The 22,605-nt window shown below is 53.2% G+C and carries 22 protein-coding genes and 1 pseudogene; 7 read left to right on the top strand and 16 right to left on the bottom strand.

Going from position 1 to position 22,605, the window contains the following annotated elements:
• Positions 1-365: 365 nt before the first annotated feature.
• The 5 genes from HSRCO_RS14520 to HSRCO_RS14500 all read left to right on the top strand — a co-directional run bounded on the left by HSRCO_RS14520 (position 366) and on the right by HSRCO_RS14500 (position 4,196).
• Positions 366-692 (top strand): DUF6788 family protein, encoded by a 327-nt coding sequence (locus HSRCO_RS14520; protein ID WP_259519836.1) that lies wholly within the window; start codon positions 366-368, stop codon positions 690-692.
• Positions 693-1,653: 961 nt separating this feature from the next.
• Positions 1,654-2,370, top strand: coding sequence for a DUF3800 domain-containing protein (locus HSRCO_RS14515; protein ID WP_259519835.1), 717 nt, complete (start codon positions 1,654-1,656; stop codon positions 2,368-2,370).
• Between the two features lie 289 nt (positions 2,371-2,659).
• Complete coding sequence (locus HSRCO_RS14510) at positions 2,660-3,037, top strand: hypothetical protein (RefSeq protein WP_259519834.1); 378 nt, start codon at positions 2,660-2,662, stop codon at positions 3,035-3,037.
• Positions 3,038-3,444: 407 nt separating this feature from the next.
• Positions 3,445-3,648 (top strand): hypothetical protein, encoded by a 204-nt coding sequence (locus HSRCO_RS14505; RefSeq protein WP_259519833.1) that lies wholly within the window; start codon positions 3,445-3,447, stop codon positions 3,646-3,648.
• A complete protein-coding gene (locus tag HSRCO_RS14500; protein WP_259519832.1) occupies positions 3,645-4,196 on the top strand; it encodes a hypothetical protein in 552 nt (183 codons plus the stop codon). Before HSRCO_RS14505 ends, HSRCO_RS14500 begins: the two co-directional genes overlap by 4 nt.
• Positions 4,197-4,347: 151 nt before the next feature.
• Here the strand turns inward: HSRCO_RS14500 and HSRCO_RS14495 are convergent, their stop codons facing one another.
• From HSRCO_RS14495 to HSRCO_RS14430, 14 genes and pseudogenes are all read right to left on the bottom strand, one after another.
• Positions 4,348-6,000, bottom strand: a complete 1,653-nt coding sequence (locus HSRCO_RS14495; protein ID WP_259519831.1) for a ThiF family adenylyltransferase — start codon at positions 5,998-6,000, stop codon at positions 4,348-4,350.
• A gap of 4 nt (positions 6,001-6,004) precedes the next feature.
• Positions 6,005-6,487: a hypothetical protein gene (locus tag HSRCO_RS14490; protein WP_259519830.1), complete on the bottom strand. Its 483-nt coding sequence runs from the start codon at positions 6,485-6,487 to the stop codon at positions 6,005-6,007.
• The gene (locus HSRCO_RS14485; protein ID WP_259519829.1) at positions 6,487-7,092 is read right to left on the bottom strand and encodes a hypothetical protein; all 606 of its coding nucleotides are present in this window, start codon (positions 7,090-7,092) and stop codon (positions 6,487-6,489) included. Before HSRCO_RS14485 ends, HSRCO_RS14490 begins: the two co-directional genes overlap by 1 nt.
• A 785-nt stretch (positions 7,093-7,877) precedes the next feature.
• Complete coding sequence (locus tag HSRCO_RS14480) at positions 7,878-8,294, bottom strand: HAMP domain-containing sensor histidine kinase (RefSeq protein WP_259519851.1); 417 nt, start codon at positions 8,292-8,294, stop codon at positions 7,878-7,880.
• A gap of 33 nt (positions 8,295-8,327) precedes the next feature.
• Positions 8,328-8,474, bottom strand: a pseudogene (locus HSRCO_RS14475) (histidine kinase dimerization/phospho-acceptor domain-containing protein); the annotation flags it as partial.
• Between the two features lie 24 nt (positions 8,475-8,498).
• On the bottom strand, positions 8,499-12,044 hold the full coding sequence (locus tag HSRCO_RS14470; protein ID WP_259519828.1) for a PAS domain S-box protein: 3,546 nt from the start codon (positions 12,042-12,044) through the stop codon (positions 8,499-8,501).
• Positions 12,041-12,685, bottom strand: a complete 645-nt coding sequence (locus tag HSRCO_RS14465; RefSeq protein ID WP_259519827.1) for a SpoIIE family protein phosphatase — start codon at positions 12,683-12,685, stop codon at positions 12,041-12,043. Before HSRCO_RS14465 ends, HSRCO_RS14470 begins: the two co-directional genes overlap by 4 nt.
• A complete protein-coding gene (locus HSRCO_RS14460) occupies positions 12,682-13,086 on the bottom strand; it encodes an anti-sigma regulatory factor (RefSeq protein ID WP_259519826.1) in 405 nt (134 codons plus the stop codon). Before HSRCO_RS14460 ends, HSRCO_RS14465 begins: the two co-directional genes overlap by 4 nt.
• Positions 13,083-13,451, bottom strand: a complete 369-nt coding sequence (locus HSRCO_RS14455; protein WP_259519825.1) for an STAS domain-containing protein — start codon at positions 13,449-13,451, stop codon at positions 13,083-13,085. The genes HSRCO_RS14460 and HSRCO_RS14455 overlap by 4 nt, the downstream gene beginning before the upstream one ends.
• Positions 13,451-14,227 carry a PAS domain S-box protein gene (locus tag HSRCO_RS14450; RefSeq protein ID WP_259519824.1) on the bottom strand — a complete coding sequence of 259 codons (777 nt, stop codon included), beginning with the start codon at positions 14,225-14,227 and terminating at the stop codon, positions 13,451-13,453. The genes HSRCO_RS14455 and HSRCO_RS14450 overlap by 1 nt, the downstream gene beginning before the upstream one ends.
• Before the next feature lie 293 nt (positions 14,228-14,520).
• Positions 14,521-15,021 carry a DNA-binding protein gene (locus HSRCO_RS14445; protein WP_259519823.1) on the bottom strand — a complete coding sequence of 167 codons (501 nt, stop codon included), beginning with the start codon at positions 15,019-15,021 and terminating at the stop codon, positions 14,521-14,523.
• Positions 15,014-15,697, bottom strand: coding sequence for a nucleotidyltransferase domain-containing protein (locus HSRCO_RS14440; RefSeq protein ID WP_259519822.1), 684 nt, complete (start codon positions 15,695-15,697; stop codon positions 15,014-15,016). Before HSRCO_RS14440 ends, HSRCO_RS14445 begins: the two co-directional genes overlap by 8 nt.
• 285 nt (positions 15,698-15,982) lie before the next feature.
• Positions 15,983-16,357 carry a hypothetical protein gene (locus HSRCO_RS14435; protein WP_259519821.1) on the bottom strand — a complete coding sequence of 125 codons (375 nt, stop codon included), beginning with the start codon at positions 16,355-16,357 and terminating at the stop codon, positions 15,983-15,985.
• A gap of 2 nt (positions 16,358-16,359) precedes the next feature.
• The gene (locus HSRCO_RS14430; protein ID WP_259519820.1) at positions 16,360-17,196 is read right to left on the bottom strand and encodes a ParA family protein; all 837 of its coding nucleotides are present in this window, start codon (positions 17,194-17,196) and stop codon (positions 16,360-16,362) included.
• Positions 17,197-17,705: 509 nt separating this feature from the next.
• Between HSRCO_RS14430 and HSRCO_RS14425 the strand changes: the two genes are divergently transcribed.
• Complete coding sequence (locus HSRCO_RS14425; protein ID WP_259519850.1) at positions 17,706-18,914, top strand: hypothetical protein; 1,209 nt, start codon at positions 17,706-17,708, stop codon at positions 18,912-18,914.
• Between the two features lie 282 nt (positions 18,915-19,196).
• On the opposite strand, the gene HSRCO_RS14420 is transcribed toward HSRCO_RS14425, so the two are convergent.
• Positions 19,197-20,309 carry a winged helix-turn-helix domain-containing protein gene (locus HSRCO_RS14420; protein ID WP_259519849.1) on the bottom strand — a complete coding sequence of 371 codons (1,113 nt, stop codon included), beginning with the start codon at positions 20,307-20,309 and terminating at the stop codon, positions 19,197-19,199.
• 263 nt (positions 20,310-20,572) lie between these two features.
• On the opposite strand from HSRCO_RS14420, the gene HSRCO_RS14415 reads away from it, so the two are divergent.
• Positions 20,573-21,151 (top strand): hypothetical protein, encoded by a 579-nt coding sequence (locus tag HSRCO_RS14415; protein ID WP_259519848.1) that lies wholly within the window; start codon positions 20,573-20,575, stop codon positions 21,149-21,151.
• A gap of 331 nt (positions 21,152-21,482) precedes the next feature.
• Here HSRCO_RS14415 and HSRCO_RS14410 read toward each other — a convergent pair whose 3' ends face one another.
• Positions 21,483-22,373, bottom strand: a complete 891-nt coding sequence (locus HSRCO_RS14410; protein WP_259519847.1) for a hypothetical protein — start codon at positions 22,371-22,373, stop codon at positions 21,483-21,485.
• Positions 22,374-22,605 lie beyond the last annotated feature (232 nt).

Below are 22,605 nucleotides of genomic sequence, written 5' to 3'. Positions count from 1 at the left end.
AGACAACACATTTAATTTTAATCTAGCTATCATTATTGTAGCGGTAAACGGTGATTTCCAGATCCCTCCTACCTTCTTCTAGGAAAAGCTCCGGAAACAGTGGGGTGAGGGTCTCCTGATTTTGCACTCCCAGAAAAGCTCCGGAAACGGTGGAGGGTCGATCACACACCTTGTGTAATGTGGGAGGTTTCTGTACCGTGATTGTTACACAAGACTCCAAGTCGACTCCTGCGACATCAAGTGAGAAACGTCCTCTCCTTTCATCCACCTTCGCTCGCTGGTGATGCGGATATCTTGAGGTGATCGAGCGCCTTGTGTAACATTTAACAGATACCGTCCCGTAGTTTGTTACACAAGGTCTGCCCATGGCTGAACCAAAACCACCGTCTACTCTACCGAATTATCTAGCCGAGGGACTTCCAAAGCAGGACGATGCAACGCTCCAGGACGTTCGTGAATATATCACAGCACTCCTCGAGTATCGTGACCGAAAAATTGGCGACGACGACCTCCCTGATGACAGCGAGATTGTTGACCAAGAGTCGAGTGGGAAAGGAACGATCGTCAAGCAGGGGAGGAAGTGCGGAGATGAAACCTGCCACTGCGCGGATGGCGAACTCCATGGTCCCTACTTGTATCGGTACTACCGCGAAGGAGGAAAGCTCAGATCAGAATATGTGGGTAAACCCTGAGGCTATCGTGAGAGAGGCAGGAGGTGTCTTTCTATTCACTGGACCCCGATATCCTCTGTATCCCATTGTGCACTATCCAACACACCTCCGTTTCCGATGCTCGATCCCAATATCCAAAAGGCCGATATCCGTCTGTAGAAGCCCTATCCAATGAGGTAACATCGGAAATAGGGGAGTGTGTTAACCGCCATTCTGGAAAGGGTTATCTCCCGACCAACGGGGGTGTCGCGAACTACTATGGAAAGTCAAAACGTTAGACATGGCACGATCCCGAATACCTGGAAAGGTCGTTTTGAGCATCTTAACAGAGTTTCAGGCGGTTTCTCAATTCACATTTATTGTCCCCCCACACGGGGGGTGTCGTCAATTATTCTGGAAAGGTTCAGTGCTCCTCATACAGGGGGTGTCCGCAACTCCTCTGGAAAGGTTCAGTGCTCCTCATACAGGGGGTGTCCGCAACTCAGATAGATGGTTAATTAGGGTGGTGATTGAGATATCGCAGAATCGGAAATTGGTGCATTGAGGTCTGAAAGTCATATATTTCGGATTCTATTGGGTGGGTTCTGCCTCTGACACACGGGGGGTGTCCGCAACTCCCGTGAAGGAATATACAGCCCGGATACAGAGGGGGTGTCCGCAACTCTCTTGCAGAAATATGGGCACCCGGATACAGAGGGGGTGTCGCGAACTCCTTTTTGCGGAGGGTGGGAAGTTACACACGGGGTGTCGTGAACTCCCACTTAAAGAAGATGGAAAGGTTACACCCCTTGTTTCCTGAGTTCTGTACCACCCCTTGTTTCCTGAGTTCTGTACCACCCCTTGTTTCCTGAGTTCTGTTTTTCAGCCTTTGGGAAGGGTTTGGGCGTTTCTCACGGGGGGTGTCGTCAATTATCTTGGAAAGGGTTGATAGACCCGGGTCGGACACTCTTTATGCACCCCCTCTGTACATCTCGGCAACTCGATGGGATCTAAAAACACCCTCTACGTCTTCGTCGATGAGAGTGGGGTCCCTGGCCGCGACTCGATATATTCTCTCGCTGGCGCGTGGACACTTTCGCATGAAAGTAGTCTCAGACGTGTTCTCAAACCAACGGTGAGTCGTCTTCGGTCGCTGCTTGAATCAATTGGTCTATCTCCTGGGGATGAGCTGAAGGGCTCAAAACTGGGCGAAGAGCACCTGAACCTGCTGCTGTCGAGTTTGAAAGAAGTGAGTCTAGATGACAGCACCGTGTACGGCACTGGCGCACCGTGGCCACCGGATCTCTCCGTTCGCTTCAGTGTTCACGACATCAATCAGGATCTTGCAGGAGAGGCCCTGGGCGACATCTTAGGAAGCGAACTTCAGGTGCCGGTCTCCCTCCAGACTCTTGCACTCGCATCGATTCTAAGCCCCTTTGTACAACCGAACTCGCTCGATGATGGGTCTATCGACGAGTGTGTCGTCGTCCTGGACGCGAATACCTGGGAGCAGGCACGCCAGAAAATCGAGCGAGGAATTGATCTTCTCCAAGAGGATCTTCCCGCGCCAATCACCTTGCAGATACGGGACAGTGCTCAAACCCCTGGGATACAGATTGCTGACCTCGCGGCGTACTCATGGCGAAGAAATCTGGGGACTGGTGAGTGTGTAACGGCCGTAAATGCGATTCACGAGAGTCGGTTTAAAGGGCGAAGTTAGGGCCAAAGACATCTCTCGTCGTTGTTAGCAACTTCGAGCAGGCGGTGGAGCCTCATACCCCTTCAAAGAGGGATCATTGCCTCCAGGCCTACTCGTTCATGTTCTACTACTACTACCACACCCTTAGAACTTTCTAATATTCTAATGGACCTTTTCCTGATTTTGTACTCGGATCGTCGTGACCGCTACCTCGACGAGGTGATGAAGTAGATGGTTCTCTGTACCCTATCGCTCTTGAGGATGGGGCTCGGAGTCACTCCTAATGCTGTCTTCGCTCCCAGGACGGCCTTTGACAGTCTCCGAAGTCGAAGATCTTCCAGAACAATCCGAGGCGATCGAGGGCACGACGCCCTTGTCAGTACTCGAATTGGGTGGGTCTGCGGAGATAGTCATCTCGTTTGTGATGAGTACACGAAGTCCTCTAGGGTGGTTTGGTTTCGTTTTCGAGAGGGAGTCCGACGCCTGGAGAGTGATCCATAATGAGAAATACGACGAATTGGACGAAGCTCAGGGTGGATTCGAGCGTGCCGCTGACTCGATAATGAAGTACTGGCAGGAGAATAGCGAGCTTTCCCACGCGGACGATTTCGAAACGCCTGATGGCTGGGAGGTCGGTGAATACGATTTGGATTTGGATCCGGATTCGTACTTAGAATACTTCCAGTAATCCGCATTTTGGTGACCGTGACCCACCGATAAATTACCGCTAGTTCCCCTAGTCCATTGGACTAGGGGAACAACAGAAATTTCTCATCGGCTCTTGGTGGCTTGACGGTCATTTCGCCCTTGCGAAACGATGATCAACTGGCTTCAACAAACCCACCTGTCACTACACCGTCGTCCCGACGCATTCTGGCATTCGGCCTGGGCCGAACTGAGCTCGCTTCACACCGAGGAGGAATCGGCGTGAAAAGTACCAATCCGTAGTCTCGGACTCTGACGGAGCAGATATGAAAGGTCTCAGGGCTTTTTGTTTCTTCTCATCATTGTGTGAACCGTGATGTCCGCCATTCACCCTTCTCGAAAAGAGGCAGAGGAGATTCACTCGCGTAACATACCCTGGAGGAAGTCAAAATGAGCGACGCCTGGGAAGCTGTAGAGGGTGTCGTCGCCCTCGTGACGGCTGGGTTCATCCTAATTGTCATGGGGTCTTCGTTGGAACCCACTGTGAGCAATAATCTGAACGCCTTTGGGGTGTTGATGATCCTCTTGGGTATTGTGTTGGCAGTGGCTCTCGTGGCTACAATCATCGGTACTCTCGCTAGTCGGGTATCATGAGCATCCAAGATCACATTTCGCTCGACCGTGAGGAATCGCGTATCGAGGAGGAGATTCTCAATGTGATACGACGAAGCGACGCTGGGTTCGTCGGCACAACAGAAATTAGCGATTCGCCCACCGTTGATAGGGGCGAGGACAGCGTCCGTGAGACGTACCTGCCGAGATTGGAAGACAAAAACAGGGTGAGCAAAAAACGCATCGGAGATCCTGAAAACGGCAACCTCGCTTGGTATCTCCCTGAAGGAGAGCGAAAGCGTCCGGTCAACCCTGATATCTACTGGGCAGCTCGTATATCTGAGGGAGGTCGAGACATCGGCACTACCGTATTGCGAATCGGTGGCTTGCTGGCGTTGACAGGTTTCATGCTGTTGATGATGTCGCTGACAGCTGATATTGCACATCTCGATCTAGCAATTTTGACCCCCAGTACTGCTGGTTATCTTGGATATATTCTGGCGGGGATGGGGTTTGCGAATCTCTTTGTAGGTGGTGTTTTGAAGTGGGGTCTCACTGTGTTAGAACAGATCATTGAGCGGCGGGCATGAAGTCAAATCTCAAACTCCCAAACACACCGTCCTCACTACCGTCATCGATTGGTTTTCAGACATAGCCACGAGCCATTTTCGGCCTACTCGGTGACAGACTCACCAGGCCGAAACATATTGCTCTACTGACCAAGAAAAGGCGGAATCAGTTTTAGCCGATATTTTCAGTGTCGGTACTGGCGCTTCTGCGCTCCTCGCGGAGGTGGAAGTCTTCCCCTCGCTTGAGGTCTGCGCCATCGCCTATGCCCGTTTCTGGACGACGACAGCTGTCTAGACATTCCTGGAGCCTGTTATCGCCCAGTTCTTTCCAATCGGTGCCCCACGAGGCAAGCCGGAAGTTCAACTTTCCAACGTTGAGGTCGGGTGTGATACCCTGGATGAGGCCAATGAACCGCTGTGAGGCGAGTCCCATGGCGATCAAGTTCGTCGGCATCGAACTGGGTTGTCTGACCTCTTCATCATCGTTCGCCTGCTGCTCTTCATCGTCGTAGTAGCCTTGTTCCTCGTACCCCTCGGGGGTCCGGTGATTCTCGAACCCTCCATCACTCCACTGACCACTACACTTCAGGCAGGGATGCCCCGGTCCCGAAACAGCGACAGTTGCTCTCGCTTTCCACGTCAGTTCTCCATTTTCAGATGGTAACGTGGATCCAGCGTCGATGGCCGGGATGATATGCGCGTACGAGAGCCGGCTTACGACTGCTCGTGCGGTGTCTGGATCTGCCGCGTTCATCACCACGTCACAGTCGAGGAGGTCTTCGAGGGCATCATAGTCGCCCCACTGATTCTCGAAAACACTGCCTACGACTGCACGCGCCTCGAAATCGGGGGCAGTCGCGGCCGTCTCTGCGATCCGCTTACAAACTTCGACCTTGTCACGGCGGTTCTCAATGTCTGCCGGTGTGGCCCCGAGATGACGGTTCGCGTTCCCCGGTTCGACGCGATCGAAGTCGATCAGTACGAGTTCGCCCACCCCAAGCCGTGCCAACGTTTCTGCGAGAATTGATCCTCCCCCGCCACACCCAACGATCCCGACACGCAGACCGGCAAACAACCTCTGTCCCGATCGTCCCCAGAGCCGAATCGTTGAGTCCTGCAGCTCCTCACTCAACCTCCCGTGGTGGGATGGTGGTCCACGCACTCGCTCGCCATCTGCTGTTGGGCGTTTTTCCAAGGTCTCGCCCACCACACGGATTGCAGTGATGGCAATTCGTTGGACGGATTCGGGTCCGAACTTGTCGCTTCGACGCTGGGCCTTCGTTCGAGCTCTCCTGTAGGTATACCGCCACACCTGCCATGGGTCGTCCCCATCATGGGTCACGGCCACCAGTAAGGGTGCATCTGGGTCTTCCAACCGCTTCGCTTCCTGGTAGAGCTGAGCTGTATCGTGCTCCAGATCGCCAGGTGAGAACTTTCCTTCTGCCCGCTCAGGATGTGAATGGACGTAGAGGAGGCCGGCAGTTCCGCGTTTGTCAAGCGCCTCGCGTCGTGCTCTTCGCTTGTACACCGGCTCAAATATCAGCTCGTGTCCAAACGTCGTCTCCTCGAGTCGGAGATCATCAGCACTGGGCTGGATGACGTCACGAACGAGGTATGTGGTCCGATTTGCCCCTGATGAAGGTGCAATGACGCAAATCGCGCCGCGCTCACCCCACTCTTGGAACGGGCCAGTCTCGGGGGAAAGAATACGTTCCAGTTCCTCTGCCGTCCCAGCATCCATCGCCAACAGGTGCTCATGGTCGTCAATGGTGGCCCTGTAGTCGCTCTCGTGAACAGATGACCCTATGAGTGATGTCGAATTCATCCGTTCACCCACGACTCAAGAACTCTTCGGCGACGTCGAGGAACTTCGCCATGTCCTCGGGCTGGTTCATGGACGTGTTCGTCCAGTTGTGGCTGTATGCCTTGACCTCGCCATCACCGACCTCGCGCTCTACGGCTGATGCCAGCTGGTCGTTCCAGGGGTTGTTGTTGAGGCCGGTCCGGTCCGCACGTTCGAGAGGAGGTGACGTGATGAATCCCTTTCCACCGCCAGTTGGGAACTGGGGCGGGATTTGTACGAACACAGTCACCTGGGATGGGACGTACTCCACGCCCACACGTTCGTATTTCCCAGTGGGCCACTCACCGAGCTGCACGACGATGTTCCCCCGGTGCCTTGTGACGGGGCGAACGTCCTCGTCCACAGGAGGGACGCGTTCTTCGACGGCGGCCTGGAGAGCTTCGAGCCCATCGAGAAAGTCCCGGCTGAGCTCGTCAGGGGACACGCCCCAGGTAGAGCGGTTCGCCACTACACGACCCCTCCTTCCGCCTTCTCGGTGAGGAAGTAAGGTCCAACATCGACGAGGTCTGCCCGGTTGTCATCTGCGGGGAACTCGGCGATCTTGTCTTCAGGAGAGGCCGTCGGGGTGGGGACGGCGTAGAGCGTATAGTTCTCGCTCTGTCCGCTGATGTCCCCCACCTTCTTCAGCCGATGGGCTTGGACCTCCTTTTCGGAGAAGACCTCGGGGCTCCCATCGACTTCTGCGAACCACCGGGTCTTCTCGATGGTGGAACGTTCGGTGTGCTCTTCCACCGCTTCCAGGCTGCGCTCGACGTCGTCCAGGACGTCGTGACCGGTCTGTTCTTGCAGAATTTCGACGGCCCGCTGGATGTAGTCCAACTGTGCGGGCACGATGCCGAGCGCCTGTGACTCCTCGTCATCCTGACTCTCGTCTACGGCGTTCTCGATTTGCTTCAGTCGCCGCCGAATGTCGGCGAGGTCGTCGTTGAACGCGTTGTCGATTCCCTCCTCTGCATCTGCGAGGTGGTCCTGCGCGTCCTGGATGGCGGACTCGACGACTGCGTAGTTGACTGACTGTTCACCTTGGTCGGCCGGTGTGTTTTCGCGTGACATGATGATCACGTTCGGAATATACCCTCGAACAGCGGGCCGACCGTGGTGGAGCAGCGGCTGTGCAGAGAGCTTAGGTCGCCGGCAGAAACCAGCGCCATCGCTCTAGCAGGTGCCGTTTCCGGCAGCGTACGGCCGTGGCTCCAGCGGAGCGTTGCTCCGCGTTCACGGGCGTAGATTTGGTATGCCGGACCCGCACTACCAGGCGCGGCGAGGGTCGTCTCAGACCCTATTAGTATAGAGGCGATAGTTTCACTTAAAAGTTTTGCACGCGCTCAGAGATAAAAACCGCAAGCAGGCGTCGAGGTGCGTGAGTGAATGATTGAGTGACGGTGATAAATAAATAATTACCGGGGGATTTTGGCACTGTAATCGGCTCATATTTTACCGATATCATTGCCAAAACTAGTACTACAGCTTGCCACTATGATGGAGGGAGTGTTGGGGTATTCACAGAAGGAATTTTGGGACTGAATTGGACCATCCTTGCCACCATGATACAAAAACTAGCCCACAGACCTGCCGCTATGGTAGGTGAGGTTGGCGGCGAGAAAACCACAGCAATCCTCGCCGCGCCTGGTAGTGCGGTTAATCCTACGGGCCGGTGGCTAATAACTGATTGGATTGCAATTTTGGAAATGGGTGAGGGGAGAAGGCACCAGACTGCCTCGATGGGTCTATCAGATCCGCTTCCTATAGGGGGGACATTAATAGTTAGACTTTCCGTCTCATTAGAAATTAATTTGGAAACTGATATTGGCTAAACTGCCTTGCTGAATATAGACCATCTATTCAGCAGCGAACTCAACGCCCGTAAATTCGAATCGGGCTCCACCTTCGGAACATTCGGAATTACGTAGGTCCCAACCGTGGGCCTCCACAATCTGCTGGACGATGTATAATCCGAATCCAGTTCTCTCGGGGCTTTCCGAGTGGCCTGACTCAATGACATTTTCCCGCACCTTCTCCGGGATTCCAGGGCCATCATCCTCCACATAAAACCCGTCGGGCAGTGAACCAATGAGAACAGTCACATCTCTGCCCCCATTTTCAATCGCATTGCGGAACAAATTCTCCTGAAGTTGGCGAAGCCGGCTTCGATCAGCCTGTATTGTTGACTCAAGATCGGCAACAACGGTTGCATCGGCTGTTTCAACTGACTCCCAACAGGTTTGGACGATTTCAGTCACCTCCACAGGTTCCATCTTACCAACCTCTTGACATCCTCTGGCGAGAGCTAACAAATCCTCGATTAATTCAAGACTGCGTTCGACCCCATCCGCTGCGGCGTCGAGATGTTCGTGGTTATTTTGCTCTTGGACGAGTTCTAGCCGACCTTGGGCAACGTTCAGTGGGTTTCGGAGGTCATGGGAGACCACGCTGACAAATTCGTCGAGGCGCTAAATGTGTCACCGGAGTTCCCTTATCTGCTCTGTGCGATCGGTAATATCCGGACTGATCCCGATCAATCCGATAACCTCACCATCCTCGTCACGGTACGGATATTTCGCATCGAGAAAGACGTGTTTCTCGCCCTCAATGTACCGCACCGTCTCCTTCCGTACTGCCTCGCCGGATTCCATCACCTTCTCGTCCTCGGAACGAATGTCGGCTGCGCTTTCAGCCTCGAAGAGGTCTTCGTCATGTTTGCCGATAATCTCCTCAACCGACATATCGAACACGTCCGCACCACTATCGTTGATGAACTGATAGTACCCCGCTGTATCTTTGATGTAGATCGCTTCTTCGGTGTTTTGGACGATTGCTTCAAGTTGTCGGGTCTTTTCCACCAACTCCCGTTCGCGCTCCTCGCGCTCGGTGATATCTCTCAATATTGGTAGGTTTTTGCCAGGGACGATATCCCGTGTTGCAGCGTACTCCACGATTCGCTCGTCACCATCGGCTCGGATGAGGGGGAATGTTCCGCGTTCTTTTTCCGATTCCTGAAATTCCTGCCATGCCTTGGCGAAGTCGAAGTCCTCTGGGGCAAAGTCGGCAATCGACTGTCCAAGCAGTTCCTCCTCAGGGACCCCGAACAAGTCGATCGCCCTCTCGTTCACATCGATATAGCGGCCATCATCGCCGGCGATGACCATCGCGTCGAGGGAATCCTCGAAGACTCCCCGGAATTTCGCTCGCTCTTGTTCGATCTGACGTTCCCGTTCGACTTGATCGGAGATATCCCGAAAGATACCGTACGTGACTGGACCATCGGAAAGTTCGACCGTACCACTGCTGATTTCGACCGGGATATGTTCCCCATCGGCGGTGACGATATCGATGGGCGATCCATCGGGAAGTCGCCGCTTGGTTCCACCACTTTGGATGTGTTCCTCGAACAGTTCCCGGTAAGCCTCGGCTTGGTCCGGTGGATGGAGGTCAGACTGATACATACCGTTGAATTCGTCACTTGACCTCTTGAACAATGCTTCGGCAGCGTCACTCACTTCGATGATTTCGCCCGACTCGCCATCTGCGACAATTACCGGGTCCGGGGACGACTTCAACAACGATTGGTATCGTTCCTTCATCTCAACCACCTGCCGTTCGCGCTCCTTCTGCTCGGTGATGTCTTGAATGTAGCCACGAACCATCTCGCTGTCAATCGGCCCGCCACTCGCTCGGACCCATCGGATATCGCCTGTGGCTGTGATAATTCGTGCTTCAATGTCAAACGGTTTTCCAGCCGTTCGTGCGTCGTTGACGGCTTCCTCTATTTGTTGCCGGTCGTCGTTGTGATAAAATTCGATTGCGGCCGAAAGCGTTGGCTCGAAATCTTCATCTACCTCGTGGATGTTTCGCGTCCCCGCTGTCCACCTGAGGTTTCCCTCACCATCTACTTCCCAGGCCCCAAGGCCCCCGAGTCGTTCGGCCTCTTCAAAATAGTCTCGCATCCGCTTAAGTTCCCGTTCACGTTCGTTACGCTCAGTGACATCTCGACTGACGATGAGGTGCTGACCGGGGACGACATCGGCTTTTGTCGTATACTCGACACATCTCACGCCACCTTCAGCACTGGCGATCGGGAGTTCTCCACGTTTGGTGTCGGACGCAGTGATTTCACCCCATTCATCTTCGAAGTCGAAATCGGCTGGAAGGAATTCCTGTATCGACCGGCCGATCAGCTCCTGTTGGGGCACTCTAAAGATTCGAGCTGCCTCGTTATTCACAGCCAGAATTCGTCCTTCATCATCAGTGATCGTCATACCATCGCCGGCTTCTTTGAAGACAGATTTGTACCGATCACGGGCTCTAACCATTTCGGCCAATTGGTTCTGATCCCCATCTGACTGGGTTCTAGGAACTGAAACCGAGAGCGTCGATCCCTCTTTTGATGCGGTGGCATTGATGTACCCACCCTGGCTTGTCACGATCCAGTGTGTCAGCCACAGCCCCAGTCCACTACCGTGCAGTAATGGCGTTTCCGACCCGGATTGAAGGACCTTTACCTCCTGTTCACCGAGTCCGTCTCCATTGTCGGTGATGTGGATTTGGACATCGTCGGGATCCGGTTCGATTGTTACCTCGACTCTCGGTTCATCACCGCTGTGCTTGACAGCATTTTCAACGAGTTCCCGGATGGCACGTTCGAAGCTCGGACGCACTTCGGCCGTAATCTCTTCATCCCATTTTCTGTCAATTGAGATAGTCGCCGATGGATTCTCCCGTCGCATCTGCGTGACGACCCCCTCAATGAGGTCCGGGATATCGGCTGGCCGGGGTTCAGCATCGTTAGAAATTATTTCGTCAAGGTCACGGGCCTTTTCACTCAAAGCGATGAGGTCGTCGATCGCATTCAGTGCCTTCAGCCCACTGGGATCATCGCCCAGTTGGTCGGCCATCATCTGGGTATACCCCCTGATGACAGAGAGTTTATTTCGCAAATTGTGTCGAAGCACCCGGTTTAAGACAATACTAAGATTGGTCTGCCGTTTCAGGGCACGTTCTTGCTGTTTGTCCTCGGTAATGTCAACGACTCCGCCCCTGTATCCTTTTATTGCACCCTTCTCGTCTGTAATAACTCTCACACTGTCCGAAACCCACCGTCTCTCGCCATCTGCGGTTCGAATCTGATACTCGAACTGGTCAATCTCTCTGTCTTTTTGGAGGGTTTCAGAATATTCTTCATATCTGGTTGGATTTACAAACACGTCCTCTTTGATACTCTCAATTGCTTCGCATAATGCATCACCACTTTCGTATCCAAGCAGGTCTGCGAACGCTGCATTCGCCAAGCGATACTTACCAAGTCCCTCGGTGGTCTTATAGATCCCTTCGACGGCACCTTCGAAGAGCCGTTGATAACGTTGCTCTAGTTCCGACGCGAGCTGGAGCGTTCCTTTTGTCGTTTTCTCCAGTTCCGTTTGGAGGGCTTTTTTCTCAGCTATCACCTTTTTGTGTTGAGTGTCTTCGATTTTTCGACCCAAAAGACGGGCGGCCAGTTCAACAAGCATTGTTTCCTCAGGAGAAAACTCGGCATCTCGTGGCTCTCGCTGAACGAAACAGATGGTTCCGTATACACTCCCCCGGTTGAATAGGGTAGTTCCGAGATAACATGCAACCTCATGTTCCACATAGGCAGGGTCGTTCTCCCAACCTTGCTCGGGTACGTTTGAAAGTGCTATAGGCGCCCTCTCGTCCACAGTTCGCCGACAATAGGTAGTGTCACGATCGTATGTTTCCCCTTCAGGGAATAAGTTAGGATCGTCTCCGACACTGACCAGTATTTCATCCGTTGTACTATCGGTTGAATGGCTTTGGATGTACCCATTTGTGACGCCAAGATACTCTTTTACCAGTTCGAGTACCCGACGTTGTTTTTCTTCCAACGATAACTCGCCATCTTCAATCACCTCATAGAGCCGATGGGTTGGAGGCTCGTCCGATGTGGGATTACGCCCAGTCTTCTCATGTTCAGGTGCCTCCGGTGGGCTTGATTTGTTTGGGTCAGTCATTGGTTTGTGACGACGAGAACCGTGGCATCATCGTCGGATTTGCCATACTCGTTGAGCAAGCGGTTTGCTATCGTACTGGCCGTTTCCTGTTCCCCTTCACGGATGTCCTGCCACTCCCAACCTGTAGAAACCCCGTCCGAGTACAAGACGAATGTATGAGAGAGGTCCCAGTCCCGAGTGACAACTTTAGCCCCCGGATAGTTTCCCCCGATGACACCGCGACGGACGATGAATCCGGTCCACTCGGGTCCGGCGACTTTCACATTGATATTTCCAACGTGGGCAAAGCTAATCGTTTCAGCCGACCAATCAAACTTGGCAAGCGCCATAACGACCCCACGAGTCCCACTGCAAGCGCTGTCTGTCCCGCGAAAGATCGACTCCAGTGAGCACTCTACATGAGACTCGACGTAATCACGTGCAGCGGTTGACGCCTGATTGGCGGGAAGCCCATGCCCGAGACCGTCCATGACGCCGACCAGTGTCGTGTCGTTCCAAGTAATGCAAATATACGAATCACCGTTTGGTTCACCCTCCGATATGGGTCTTGTTGCTGCTCCAATCGAGACTGGAATTTGTTTCGGTATTTCGTGGTCCTCAACCGTGGTTGGCTCGTTATCGGGGGTAGATCCTGGTTTCATTGTCCCCACTTTCTGATTGTTATGATGGTACCCTCACCGACTTCGGTTTCAATTTCCATGTCGTCCATCAGCGTCTGTGTGCCGGACAAGCCACGACCCATCCCGTTCGACGTGGAGTGTTCACCTTTGAGGGCTCCGTTGGGGTCGGCTATCCCCGGTCCATCGTCCCTGAACACGAATGTGAGTCCATTTCGATTCCGTTCGGGAATCGGCTCCCATTCCATCGTTCCCTCCCCTGCATACAGATAGATATTCCTAGCGAGTTCGGAAACGGCCGTCACGATCCGAGTGGTATCGGTCATTCCAAGGCCAATATCCTCTGCCACTTTTCGGGCAGCATGACGGGCCCTGAGGATATCATCCTCCGAACCGATCTCGATACGCCCAGAGTGTTCATTCATTCTGAGTCCCAACTAACACCTAATATTTCTAGTGCTTGGTCAGTTGAACGGGCCGTTTCGACCTCAGTGAGTCCGTAACCAAGTTCAGCAGCTGTGATCGCAACTTCAGGTCGCATTCCTGCAATGACCGTTTTTCCCCCCATGAGCTCGACTAACTGCGCCGTCTCGGAAATATGGCGAGCGAAAAACGAGTCCATTAACTCAACGCCGGATATGTCCAATATGACTCCCTCTGGCCGCGATTTTTCCATCTCCTCCAGTAATGCCTCCTGTAACTCGTCGATGGCTTGGTCCCTGGGATTGTTGGGAAAGGTTCCTAACAGGATGTCGTAAATCCGAACCACATTGGCACTGTTTTGCAACATCAGTCGAAAGCTACCTCCTGGAGTTTGAGTGCCGTTTTGAGACCGTCCTGAAGCGATGAGCGGGTCTCCACGTCGAACGCGATTCCGAGTTTTACGAGCGTTTGAGAGATGTTTGGATTGAGCCCAGTGATGATGGTTTGGCCGCCCATCAGCTTGACAGCATGAATCGTGTCGATGAGGTGTTGGGCGGTCTGCGTATCGACCGAATCAGCACCAGTAATATCGATGATGGCAATTGAAGCCCCTTTTTCGGCAATTTGGTCCAACAGGGCATCTGTGAACATTTCTGCCTCAGCTGAGCTCAGCTTCCCAATAACTGTCGATAGCAAAATCCCGTCCCAAATTTCAACAATGGGGACGGAGAGTCCCTGCGATTGGTACGACATCAACTGACTTACCGCTTCTCGGTCAGAATCAGTGATTTCCCGACCAATGCTTGCCACTGCGTTGTCGTTCCGGTCCGAATTATCGAGTTTGGCTAATTGGAATTCGTACGGGATACGATCCTTCGTCTTGGTTTCGAGTTCTGTAGAAATTGTCACCGTTGTTGAGTCTCGGGAAACCGTATCGAGTGCTTCATTCAACCGTTCGCGCTCAGATTCCGGGACGAGAGCGGTTACATTCAATTCCGATATTTCCTCATCGGAGTATCCGGTGACGTTTGTGAATTGAGTGTTCCACTCGACAAACGCACCCTCGGGGGTGAATACGTAGAAGAGGTCTCCAAAGGAGTTGATTGCCTCTTCAAGTAATTCGGGAGAGGAATTTTTCGCCATATGGAAATATAATGTGTTCCAGTCTGATTACCACTTGGTTTTCATTAATATTTGTGCATGGTGTATCAGGGAACCACTCGCCGGATCGCCCTAGGTCCAGTAAGAAATCTCCTCCATAACAGATTTTGAGGGGGATTTTGCTTGTTCCAGTTGCTGAATTCGCGCGCTGCATTCAGCACGCAGGCATCTCTCAAATCTTTGAGGTGCCTGGTAGGAATGGGGTCTAAAAAATGCCACAATCAATGTCTTCCACTATGAGGGGCAGAAATCGTCACATCAACAAGGACGCTTAATCAATCACAGAGACACACGCCACTATTGTTGATCTGGTCAGTGACGTGCTGATGGACACCTTCAGCAAGTTCGAACATGGCGTCCGCCTTCTCCTGGGTCGGGGCTAGCTTCCCGTAGTAGTGCTCTGTCCGGTTGGTTCCGTACAACTCCTTCAGTTTCTGTGCCGTATCCCGGGTGAAGAGGCCTCTGGCACCCGCTCGTTCGTAGACGAACTCGTGATCAAGATAATCAGCAATGCTGTCTTTAGTATCTTGAAGAAGATAGCCTTCGAGTGAGCGCTCGATCGCGCTAAAACTGAGCTCGATCACTGCCCCGTTGAATCCGTTTTGGCTCCGAAGTGTTCGGCACGCCTCAAGGTACTTACAAGCCTTTGTGAGCTGTGTCGTCCACTCTTCGTCCTGGTCTATCCCATCTTCGAACGTTGGTTTGCCCTTTCCAATGTACTCGAAAGCGTCTTCGGCTCGGGCAAGAGGGGCAGTCACGTAACTAGGATCACTCATTATGATCCCCGTGAACGAACAGATTCCTCAGCGTTTCGAAATTCTCAGTTTTAGAGGTGGGAATTCCGGATCTAACGATGCGACTGATGTCTTCTGTGAACGCTGGGAGGGACTCAATCGATTCGACCGCAATGTGGAAATCATATCGCTCTCCGTCAAACTCTCTATCTTCTAGATCGTCCTCGATGTAACTGGCCATCCGCTGCTGTTCGGCTCGTTCCTCGTCCACGAGCACCCAGAGGTCTATATCGCTGCGTCGATCTGCTTCACCCCTGGCAACACTCCCGTAGAGGACGACCCCCGAAACACCATCCAACCTCTCCTCTATCTCGTGTGTGGCCACTTTGACTGGCCATTGGAACTCCTCTTGGGGGATTTGGAGAAATGGGTCATCAGAAACGGAAAGACGCTGTCGGTTGATTTGGACTAACTTCTTATTCCCCGCGTCTTCTACCGTGACAAGCTCGTTCTCTGCCAACGTTGCTATGACTCGACGAACGGTGGTTTCAGAGGCTTCGTCGAGATGGCGAGCCACCTCGCGCTGTGTGAATTCTTCAAATCGGTTCCGAGACAAAAACAGCAGAATGTCATCGGTAACTCTGCTTCCGTATAATTCCGTGTTCTTAGCCGGTATAGATACGGAAATAGAGATTCCGGACTCAGTTTTATCATTCATATTCCGACGCATGCGCTATAATATGGATTGAACTACTTATAGTTTAAGTATATAGGGAGTCTTACTTATATTCTGACTCGGTCACAGCAGTCCTCTCTCTATCCCTCGACAACTCACAATCATTTCTCCATTCACCGACCCTTTGGGTCGGTGAACGATCTGAAAATTAAAGCTGAATCGATACGGTGGTAACTCCGACTGCTTATAAACGACGTGTGGAACATCCTACGGATGTTCCACATGACCATTACAATTGCTGCAGAGCTGCTATCAGGTACCAGTTCGCTACTCGAAATCGTATCCCCACTCACGCATGATTTCCGCCACTTCATCGGGGTTCCGCATGGCGAATATGATCGCTGCCTCCCGGGCATCGGTCACGTAGACATCCTCTCCTAACTCGGTCTCGAGATCGTCGACGAAATCGTCCTCCATCTCGAGTACAAAATCTCTGAGGAAAAATTGAATCTGACCACGTTCCTCTTTCACCGTATCGCGGCGGAATTTATACGGTATCGACGTTCGGGAATCAGTCGTCTCCTCAACATCACCCAGACTTCTCTCGACGTCGTCCTGATCGTCGCGCCGATCGACACTCTGGTCGTCGGGCTCTTCGGTTTCGTCTTCCGCAAAGGGGTCGTCCCCCGTTCCTGACTTCATTGTCATGTTCCCTCCACAGTGGAGCGAAGATGCTTTGCGAGCTGATCGATCTGTTCGAGTGTTTCTAGTTCGTAGTCGCGTTCCCGATCGCGGTGCTCCTCGAGATATCGGTAGGCGGAACACTGTTGTCGCCAACATCCCTCGAACAATGACTTCCGCTCCCCGATCACGACAGGGACGTCGAAGCCCTGTTGTTGAATTTCCTCGAGCATCTCTTGCTGGTCGTTCGTGTTCTTGAACTCGTTTGGTACCACAGCGAGCACCCCTACATTGATAGATAAATTCTCCTCAAGGCCGATCACAAGGTCTTCGAGACCTTCGACGGACTGTTGCCCCTTCCCGCTCGGTTCGAAGGGGATGAGCAGGTTCCTCGTCGCGTGAATGGCGTTGTAGAGCTTGTGGTCGGCGGTCGCTGGCGGATCGACGATCACGGTATCATATTTTTCCTGGACATCGTTCTCGCGAAGGACCCGGAGCAGTTGCTTGTTCGGGTTGAACCGCTCTCCAAAGTCTTCGGCTTCCCGCTGCCGGCGATTGAGAAGCGTGCTGAGGTTCTCGAGTTGGTTGTGGCCTGGCACAATATCGACGCCTTCTGACTGTTTGATGAGCCCCTCAAAGTCACCCCGTGGACGGTCGATTAGATGTCGTGGTAGGTGGTCGGCTTCCGGATCACCCCGATCGTCTGCGACGTCCATCAGGTAAGATAGGGATCCCTCCTGTGGATCTAGATCAACCACAAGGACGTCGCGTCCGTGGTTGGCGTCAGCAACCGCTAAATTCGCGGCGAAGGTGGTCTTACCAACCCCACCTGCCTCCGAGTACACCGTATATGTGAGCATAGCATTTTAGTCAAACTGTTTCGTTATAAAGTTTGGTCAAAGCGTTAGGTTATACGTCTTAACCAATCAGTTATACTATAGTGCTGCCCTATTTTGCCAACTACCCGGCTGAGTGCTGCGGTTATACTGTTTAGTTATTCTGTTTGACTATATAGTTATACTAAACTATTAGGCTAAACAGTTTGGCTAAAAGGTGTGATCCTCTTGGCTGTCCAAGAGTCGCTCAAGATGATTTTGTGTCCCATTGAGCCCTCAATCGTCGTCGGCATTTAGCTCCTGACCTACCAAGTGAATCTGGACCTACTGTAGACCACATGGGGGAGACGGAGTTCCATATCGCGGCATGTGGTTTACAAGGATATTGCGGTGAATCGGCGATATTTCCGTAATTCCCAGAGTCCAAACACAGATTCCAGACTAACACAAACACTCAAGTTGCTGGCAAGAAGACAAAAAGTATCGAAATCGACCACCTTAGAATCGGTCACACCCGGAGGAATCCGTCTACGATGCCTGAGACCCGCCACTGGAGCAAACACTCACTGGACGAACTGCGCGACCTCTATCTCGACGAACTCGCGGCGGAACTTCGCGAGGACGAAATCGACCCATTCGAGGTCGATGCGACGACCATCACGAGACGCTATCGTGGCCTCGACTACGCGCTCAGGGAACATCACGATATGACTGTCTCCGAGTTCCTCACCCGCGTCTGCGGCGTTTCACGTCAGCGTCACCACCAGGGTTCGCCCCTCGAAGATGCCACTGCAGACACCCGCGAGGCCGTCGAAGACTATCTTGGGGACCTCGAGCAGCGCCGAAAGCTCGACTCGTCGAGCGTCGACGCCAACCGGACAGCACTGTCGACCGTGATCAAGACCTACGCCGATGTCCACGGCCGCGCCGATCTCCTCGCTGGAGCCGCCGGCGCTCGCGAACAGCACGAGGAGGTCGACCGGGTCCTCGGGACCTTCGACGTCCTGGACGAGGAGTTGTCCGACTCGACGCTCATCCGGTACCGAGACACCCTATCGCGGTGGTACGAGGCGATGCAGGACCGTGGACGCGTCGAGTTCAACCCCGTCGATGCCGTCGCGAACACCTTCGGCTGGACGCGAGAGAGCCGTGACCCTAAAGCGCTGGAAGCCGCCGATGTGCGTGCATTATACGCGTGCACGGAGTCTCGCGAGGAGGCCCTCTTGATCGTGGCGCTCGCCGGCTGGGGACTGCGCCCGAACGAGGTCGCCGCGCTCCACGCCCGACAGCTCGTCCTCGACGAGGATGACCCCCACCTCGAGTTCGACGAGGGCCGGAAGAACGGCCCCGGGACGGTCGCGCTACTCGTCGGCCTCGAGGAGCTCGCCACGCGTCTGGACGACCTCGCCGTCGACGACTGGAACGGGTACGTCTTCCCCAGCTCGCGCAGCGAGACCGGCCACATCGCCGTCGACACCGTGCGGAACCGGTTCCGAGCGCTCGCCGACCGCGCCGATGTCACCGTCGACGGCGATCTACCCGTTCCGAAGATGGGGCGGCGCTACTGGTACCAGGCGTACTCGAGCGCGCAGGCTGAGGTCCTCGACCTCCTGGAGGAGATCGCCGGCGACCAGGGAAGCGCCAGCGCTGCGGTCGTCCAGGAGAACTACCTCGACGAGGAACGGCGCCGCGAGCTCCGGCGCCGCGCGATGCGGAACGCCCTCGAGGGCGTTTTCAGCTGATGACTGTGTTCGCGAACGATCACCCCGAGATGACAGAGACCGCGATGCGGTACCTCCGGTCGGTGTATCCGAATCACGACTTCCTCTGCGAGTACCCGTATCGGACGACAGGGCCGGGTCGAGCGCGGACAGACATTGCCGTCCGTCTCGACTGGGATGCCGTCGAGGAGCGCATTCAAACGGTTGGCCCAGATCTCCCCGACAACCCGGAGGAGATGGCCTACGACCACTATTCACATATCGAAGCCGGAAAGAAAGCGGATCTTGCTACAGAAGGGCTCGCTAATCCCCCGAACTCACACCATCCTCGGCTAATGACATCCCAAACTCGGTGAGTCGGTAGCGGTAGGCAGGGTTTCGGAAGATAATTCGTCCATAGTCATCCCCTTTGTCTATGTCCTCACTCTTTTCAATCGCGTCGACAGCTTGATTCAGCTTTTCCAGTCGATCTTCTTCCCGGAGATAGGACTCAACTCTCTCTGAAGAGATATCAAATTCTTCGGATAGGATTGATCGAATTGTTCGACCAACACCATCTGCAAGAACTACCCGGTCCCCTGGCTGTCCATCATCCATCGGCACAATCCGATCATCCATATGGGTCACCATATGGTCGATGAGACGCTCGATTTCTTCTTCAACCGTCTCCTCTACCTCACCGTTAATGATCTGATCTCTTCGTTCGCTGATGACGTACGTTGACGGACCGGGTGGCTGGAACTTTTCGAGGAGGTCAATATCAACAAGATGGTTTAGCACGGTTCGCGACGAGTACTCGAATGCTAGCCGTTCCGCTATTTCGTTTCGAGTCAACCCCTCATGCTCAGGCCCGATCCTGTTCTCATACAATGCAGTAGCAACAGAGACCTGATCAGCAACACTGTGTGCGCTTGCCTTCTTGTCTTGAATGTAGGCGGCAAGCGCATCGCTTCCAATCAGTTCATTGTCTTCACCCTCATCCCCTGGACGAGGGGCTTGCACATACTTCTCAATTTCATCCGTTGTTTCCAGCATCACGTACATATCCTGCAACGTGCCCTCAGCGCCAAGCAGTCCTATTTCTTCCAACAAGTCACGACCGACGTCGGTGAGGCCGTAGAAGCGCCATGGGAGGTCGCGCTTGCGTTTGTCCTTTGAAAGAGTGCGTTCCTCCACGATCCCGTGCTCAATCAACACCTCAAGATGTTCGCGGATGGTGCTCTTGCTTTTGCTTGGATTTACGTAGTCAAGTTCTTTGAGCGTGGGAAGCTGCTGCGGATGAGAGAGGATGTTCTGAATTAGGACGAACCGGGTCTCTTGCGTAACAACGTTTAGGCGCTGTCGATGGTTATCAATCGTACTGTCGATAGCATCGGTCGTATCGTGTTGATTCCGATGCGTCGTATTGTGAGCCATTGTTAGGATTGACAGCTACAGTCGCTTGGGCACCTGCTGTAGCTACCGCTGGATTGTCGTACTCCCGTCCTTGATGGAAGATGGGAGTAACGAAATACCGGCCAGGGATGGGTTATCCGACCGGTATCGGTCGGTTTTGGTTGTATTGTTTGCCTTCACGCTAGCGTATAATCGCCGAAGCTATAAATGCTTCGGCGATGACCACATTGGTCTAAACCGTTACGGTCGAAAAGGTTTTACTTGCGCGCGAGAACAAATTGGTAATGCCGGACAGCTCCTCGGAGAGCGACCTCAAGGCCCGAGCAAAACGGCATCACTATCGGGCGTTAACGCCGGAGGAGTACGAGGGACTCAATCATTTTCGGGCCGACTGGGTAGATATTGCCGCGGAAGCGGATAACCGATTTTTTATTTTGGGAAGTTTCGCCGAGGGTGACGTCGACCGGGTTAACCGGCTCAAGGAACACATTAATCGAAATACGGGTGATGACGCCATCGCCTACAGGATGGACGATTTCCTCCCCGATACCAATCTCAACCTTCATCCTATTCTCAAATTCAAGCTCATCGCCGATGACACCCACCACATCCTCGGTGTCTGTGAACACGATCAGGGTGGTGCACTAATCGAACATGGACTCTTGATCGAGTCGCGGTCATATATCGACAAAACACACATCTTGAAACGAACCTACTCACCCGAGCGCGAGAAAAAGCAATACAGCTGGATGCAGACCTTCGGGGTATTCGAGATCTTCGAGTATTACAACCAGCTCTACGAATGGGAAACGGCACGAGAATACGAACAACAGATTGAGAATCTCGTCGAAGAGCTTCTGTGAGTAGTTCACGGGGGAGATTAGTTACCAGCGATTGCTCATGCACCCCAGTTGAGACAGTCCCCTTGTCGATAAATAGCATACCTCGCGAGCGTCTACGTCCTTACCAGCGATGTCCTGGCCGTATTCGAGGGGGTCGTCAGAGCCGGTCTTTAGAAGACGCGTAAGTTCGCGTCTCCTTGCTTTGGGCCGCCCTCAGAGAGATATGGGGTGCAAGGAGTTGTTATCCGATCAAAGCCGGAAGTAACTCTATCTACTAACGGAGAGGATATTGATTGTGGAACAGAATATTGGGGATATGTGCCTGTGAAATCGCCAAAAATAGAGAGGATACTTAATCTATGAATTTTCTGAGAGAACCCATGACAAAGTCGCCCCAAGGTCGTGGATCGTCCACGGATGAATATCTGAGGCCCAGGACCCCGGTAATTGTATAAATGAGGCCCAATCCAAAAAACAGCAGACCGAATATGAATGCGATCGCCCCCACAAATTGAGATTCAATAACTACTGCTGGCAGAGAAACACCAGCGATGCTCGGCAGATTGTAAGGGCCGAGCTGGAAGGCAGTGAGGAGTATAATGAACCCAAAAACAGTTGACACACCGGCGCCTGCCAACAAGCGGATTCCGAGTCGATAAGAGTGGGCCCAGAAGGACCGTACATATCCATAACGTTCGCGAGCGATCTCCTCTGCAATTTCATCGGAAAAAATCTCGGTATCTATCTCGGTTGATTCGATGATTTGTTTTACTTTATTTTCCGAAATGATTTGTGGGTTCGCTAACTCAAGAATCGACTGAATTTCCTCATCTGACAGTAAGCTTGGATCGGTTGCCTCGACTATATCCGTCTTCTTTTCGTCAGAGAAATCTGATGCGGGTAGTGACTCAGCGATCCATCGTGCTTGCTCTGTTGGGATATCCTCTAACTCAGCCGATTGCAGTACCCCCGCAATCTGATTGGTGAGATCTGCATCTGCATCGAATTCTTCAGGAACGAGATCCCAGACATATCCTGGACCAGACTCCTGTTTTGTGACCTCGCCCTCCGTTCGTAATTCTTTGAGTCGCTTGCGGACCGTCTTGGGCGTTGTATCCTTGTCTAGCGCCTCAGTGATTTCACGAGGCGTGGCGGGTAGTTCATTAGCGTCATGTAGACCGCGCATCGCTCCACGGACCTGCGCAAGTGTAATATGACGTGACGGGCCCCGCGAGTTGGACATATCGTACGGTGTTTCCCTTCCGTATTCAGAACGGTTCCCATATCACCGCAAAAAGCTTTTGGGAAACTCGATCCCATATGTTGGTAAGATGCTCTGAATAACGTTGCACGCGTGGCTCATCCCAGCTACGCGTTCAAAAAGGCCAGCTCCCCCAGCTGAGGATCCCCTCAACCGAGGTAGCCGACCAAGCAGACTCGGTTGAGTGAGATTAGACACCAGCCAGGGGACGACC

Origin of the sequence: Halanaeroarchaeum sp. HSR-CO (genome assembly GCF_024972755.1) — an archaeon.
GTDB lineage: Archaea > Halobacteriota > Halobacteria > Halobacteriales > Halobacteriaceae > Halanaeroarchaeum.
The sequence above is the reverse complement of the archived record's forward strand: the minus strand, read 5'-3'. Positions and strand labels throughout refer to the sequence as shown.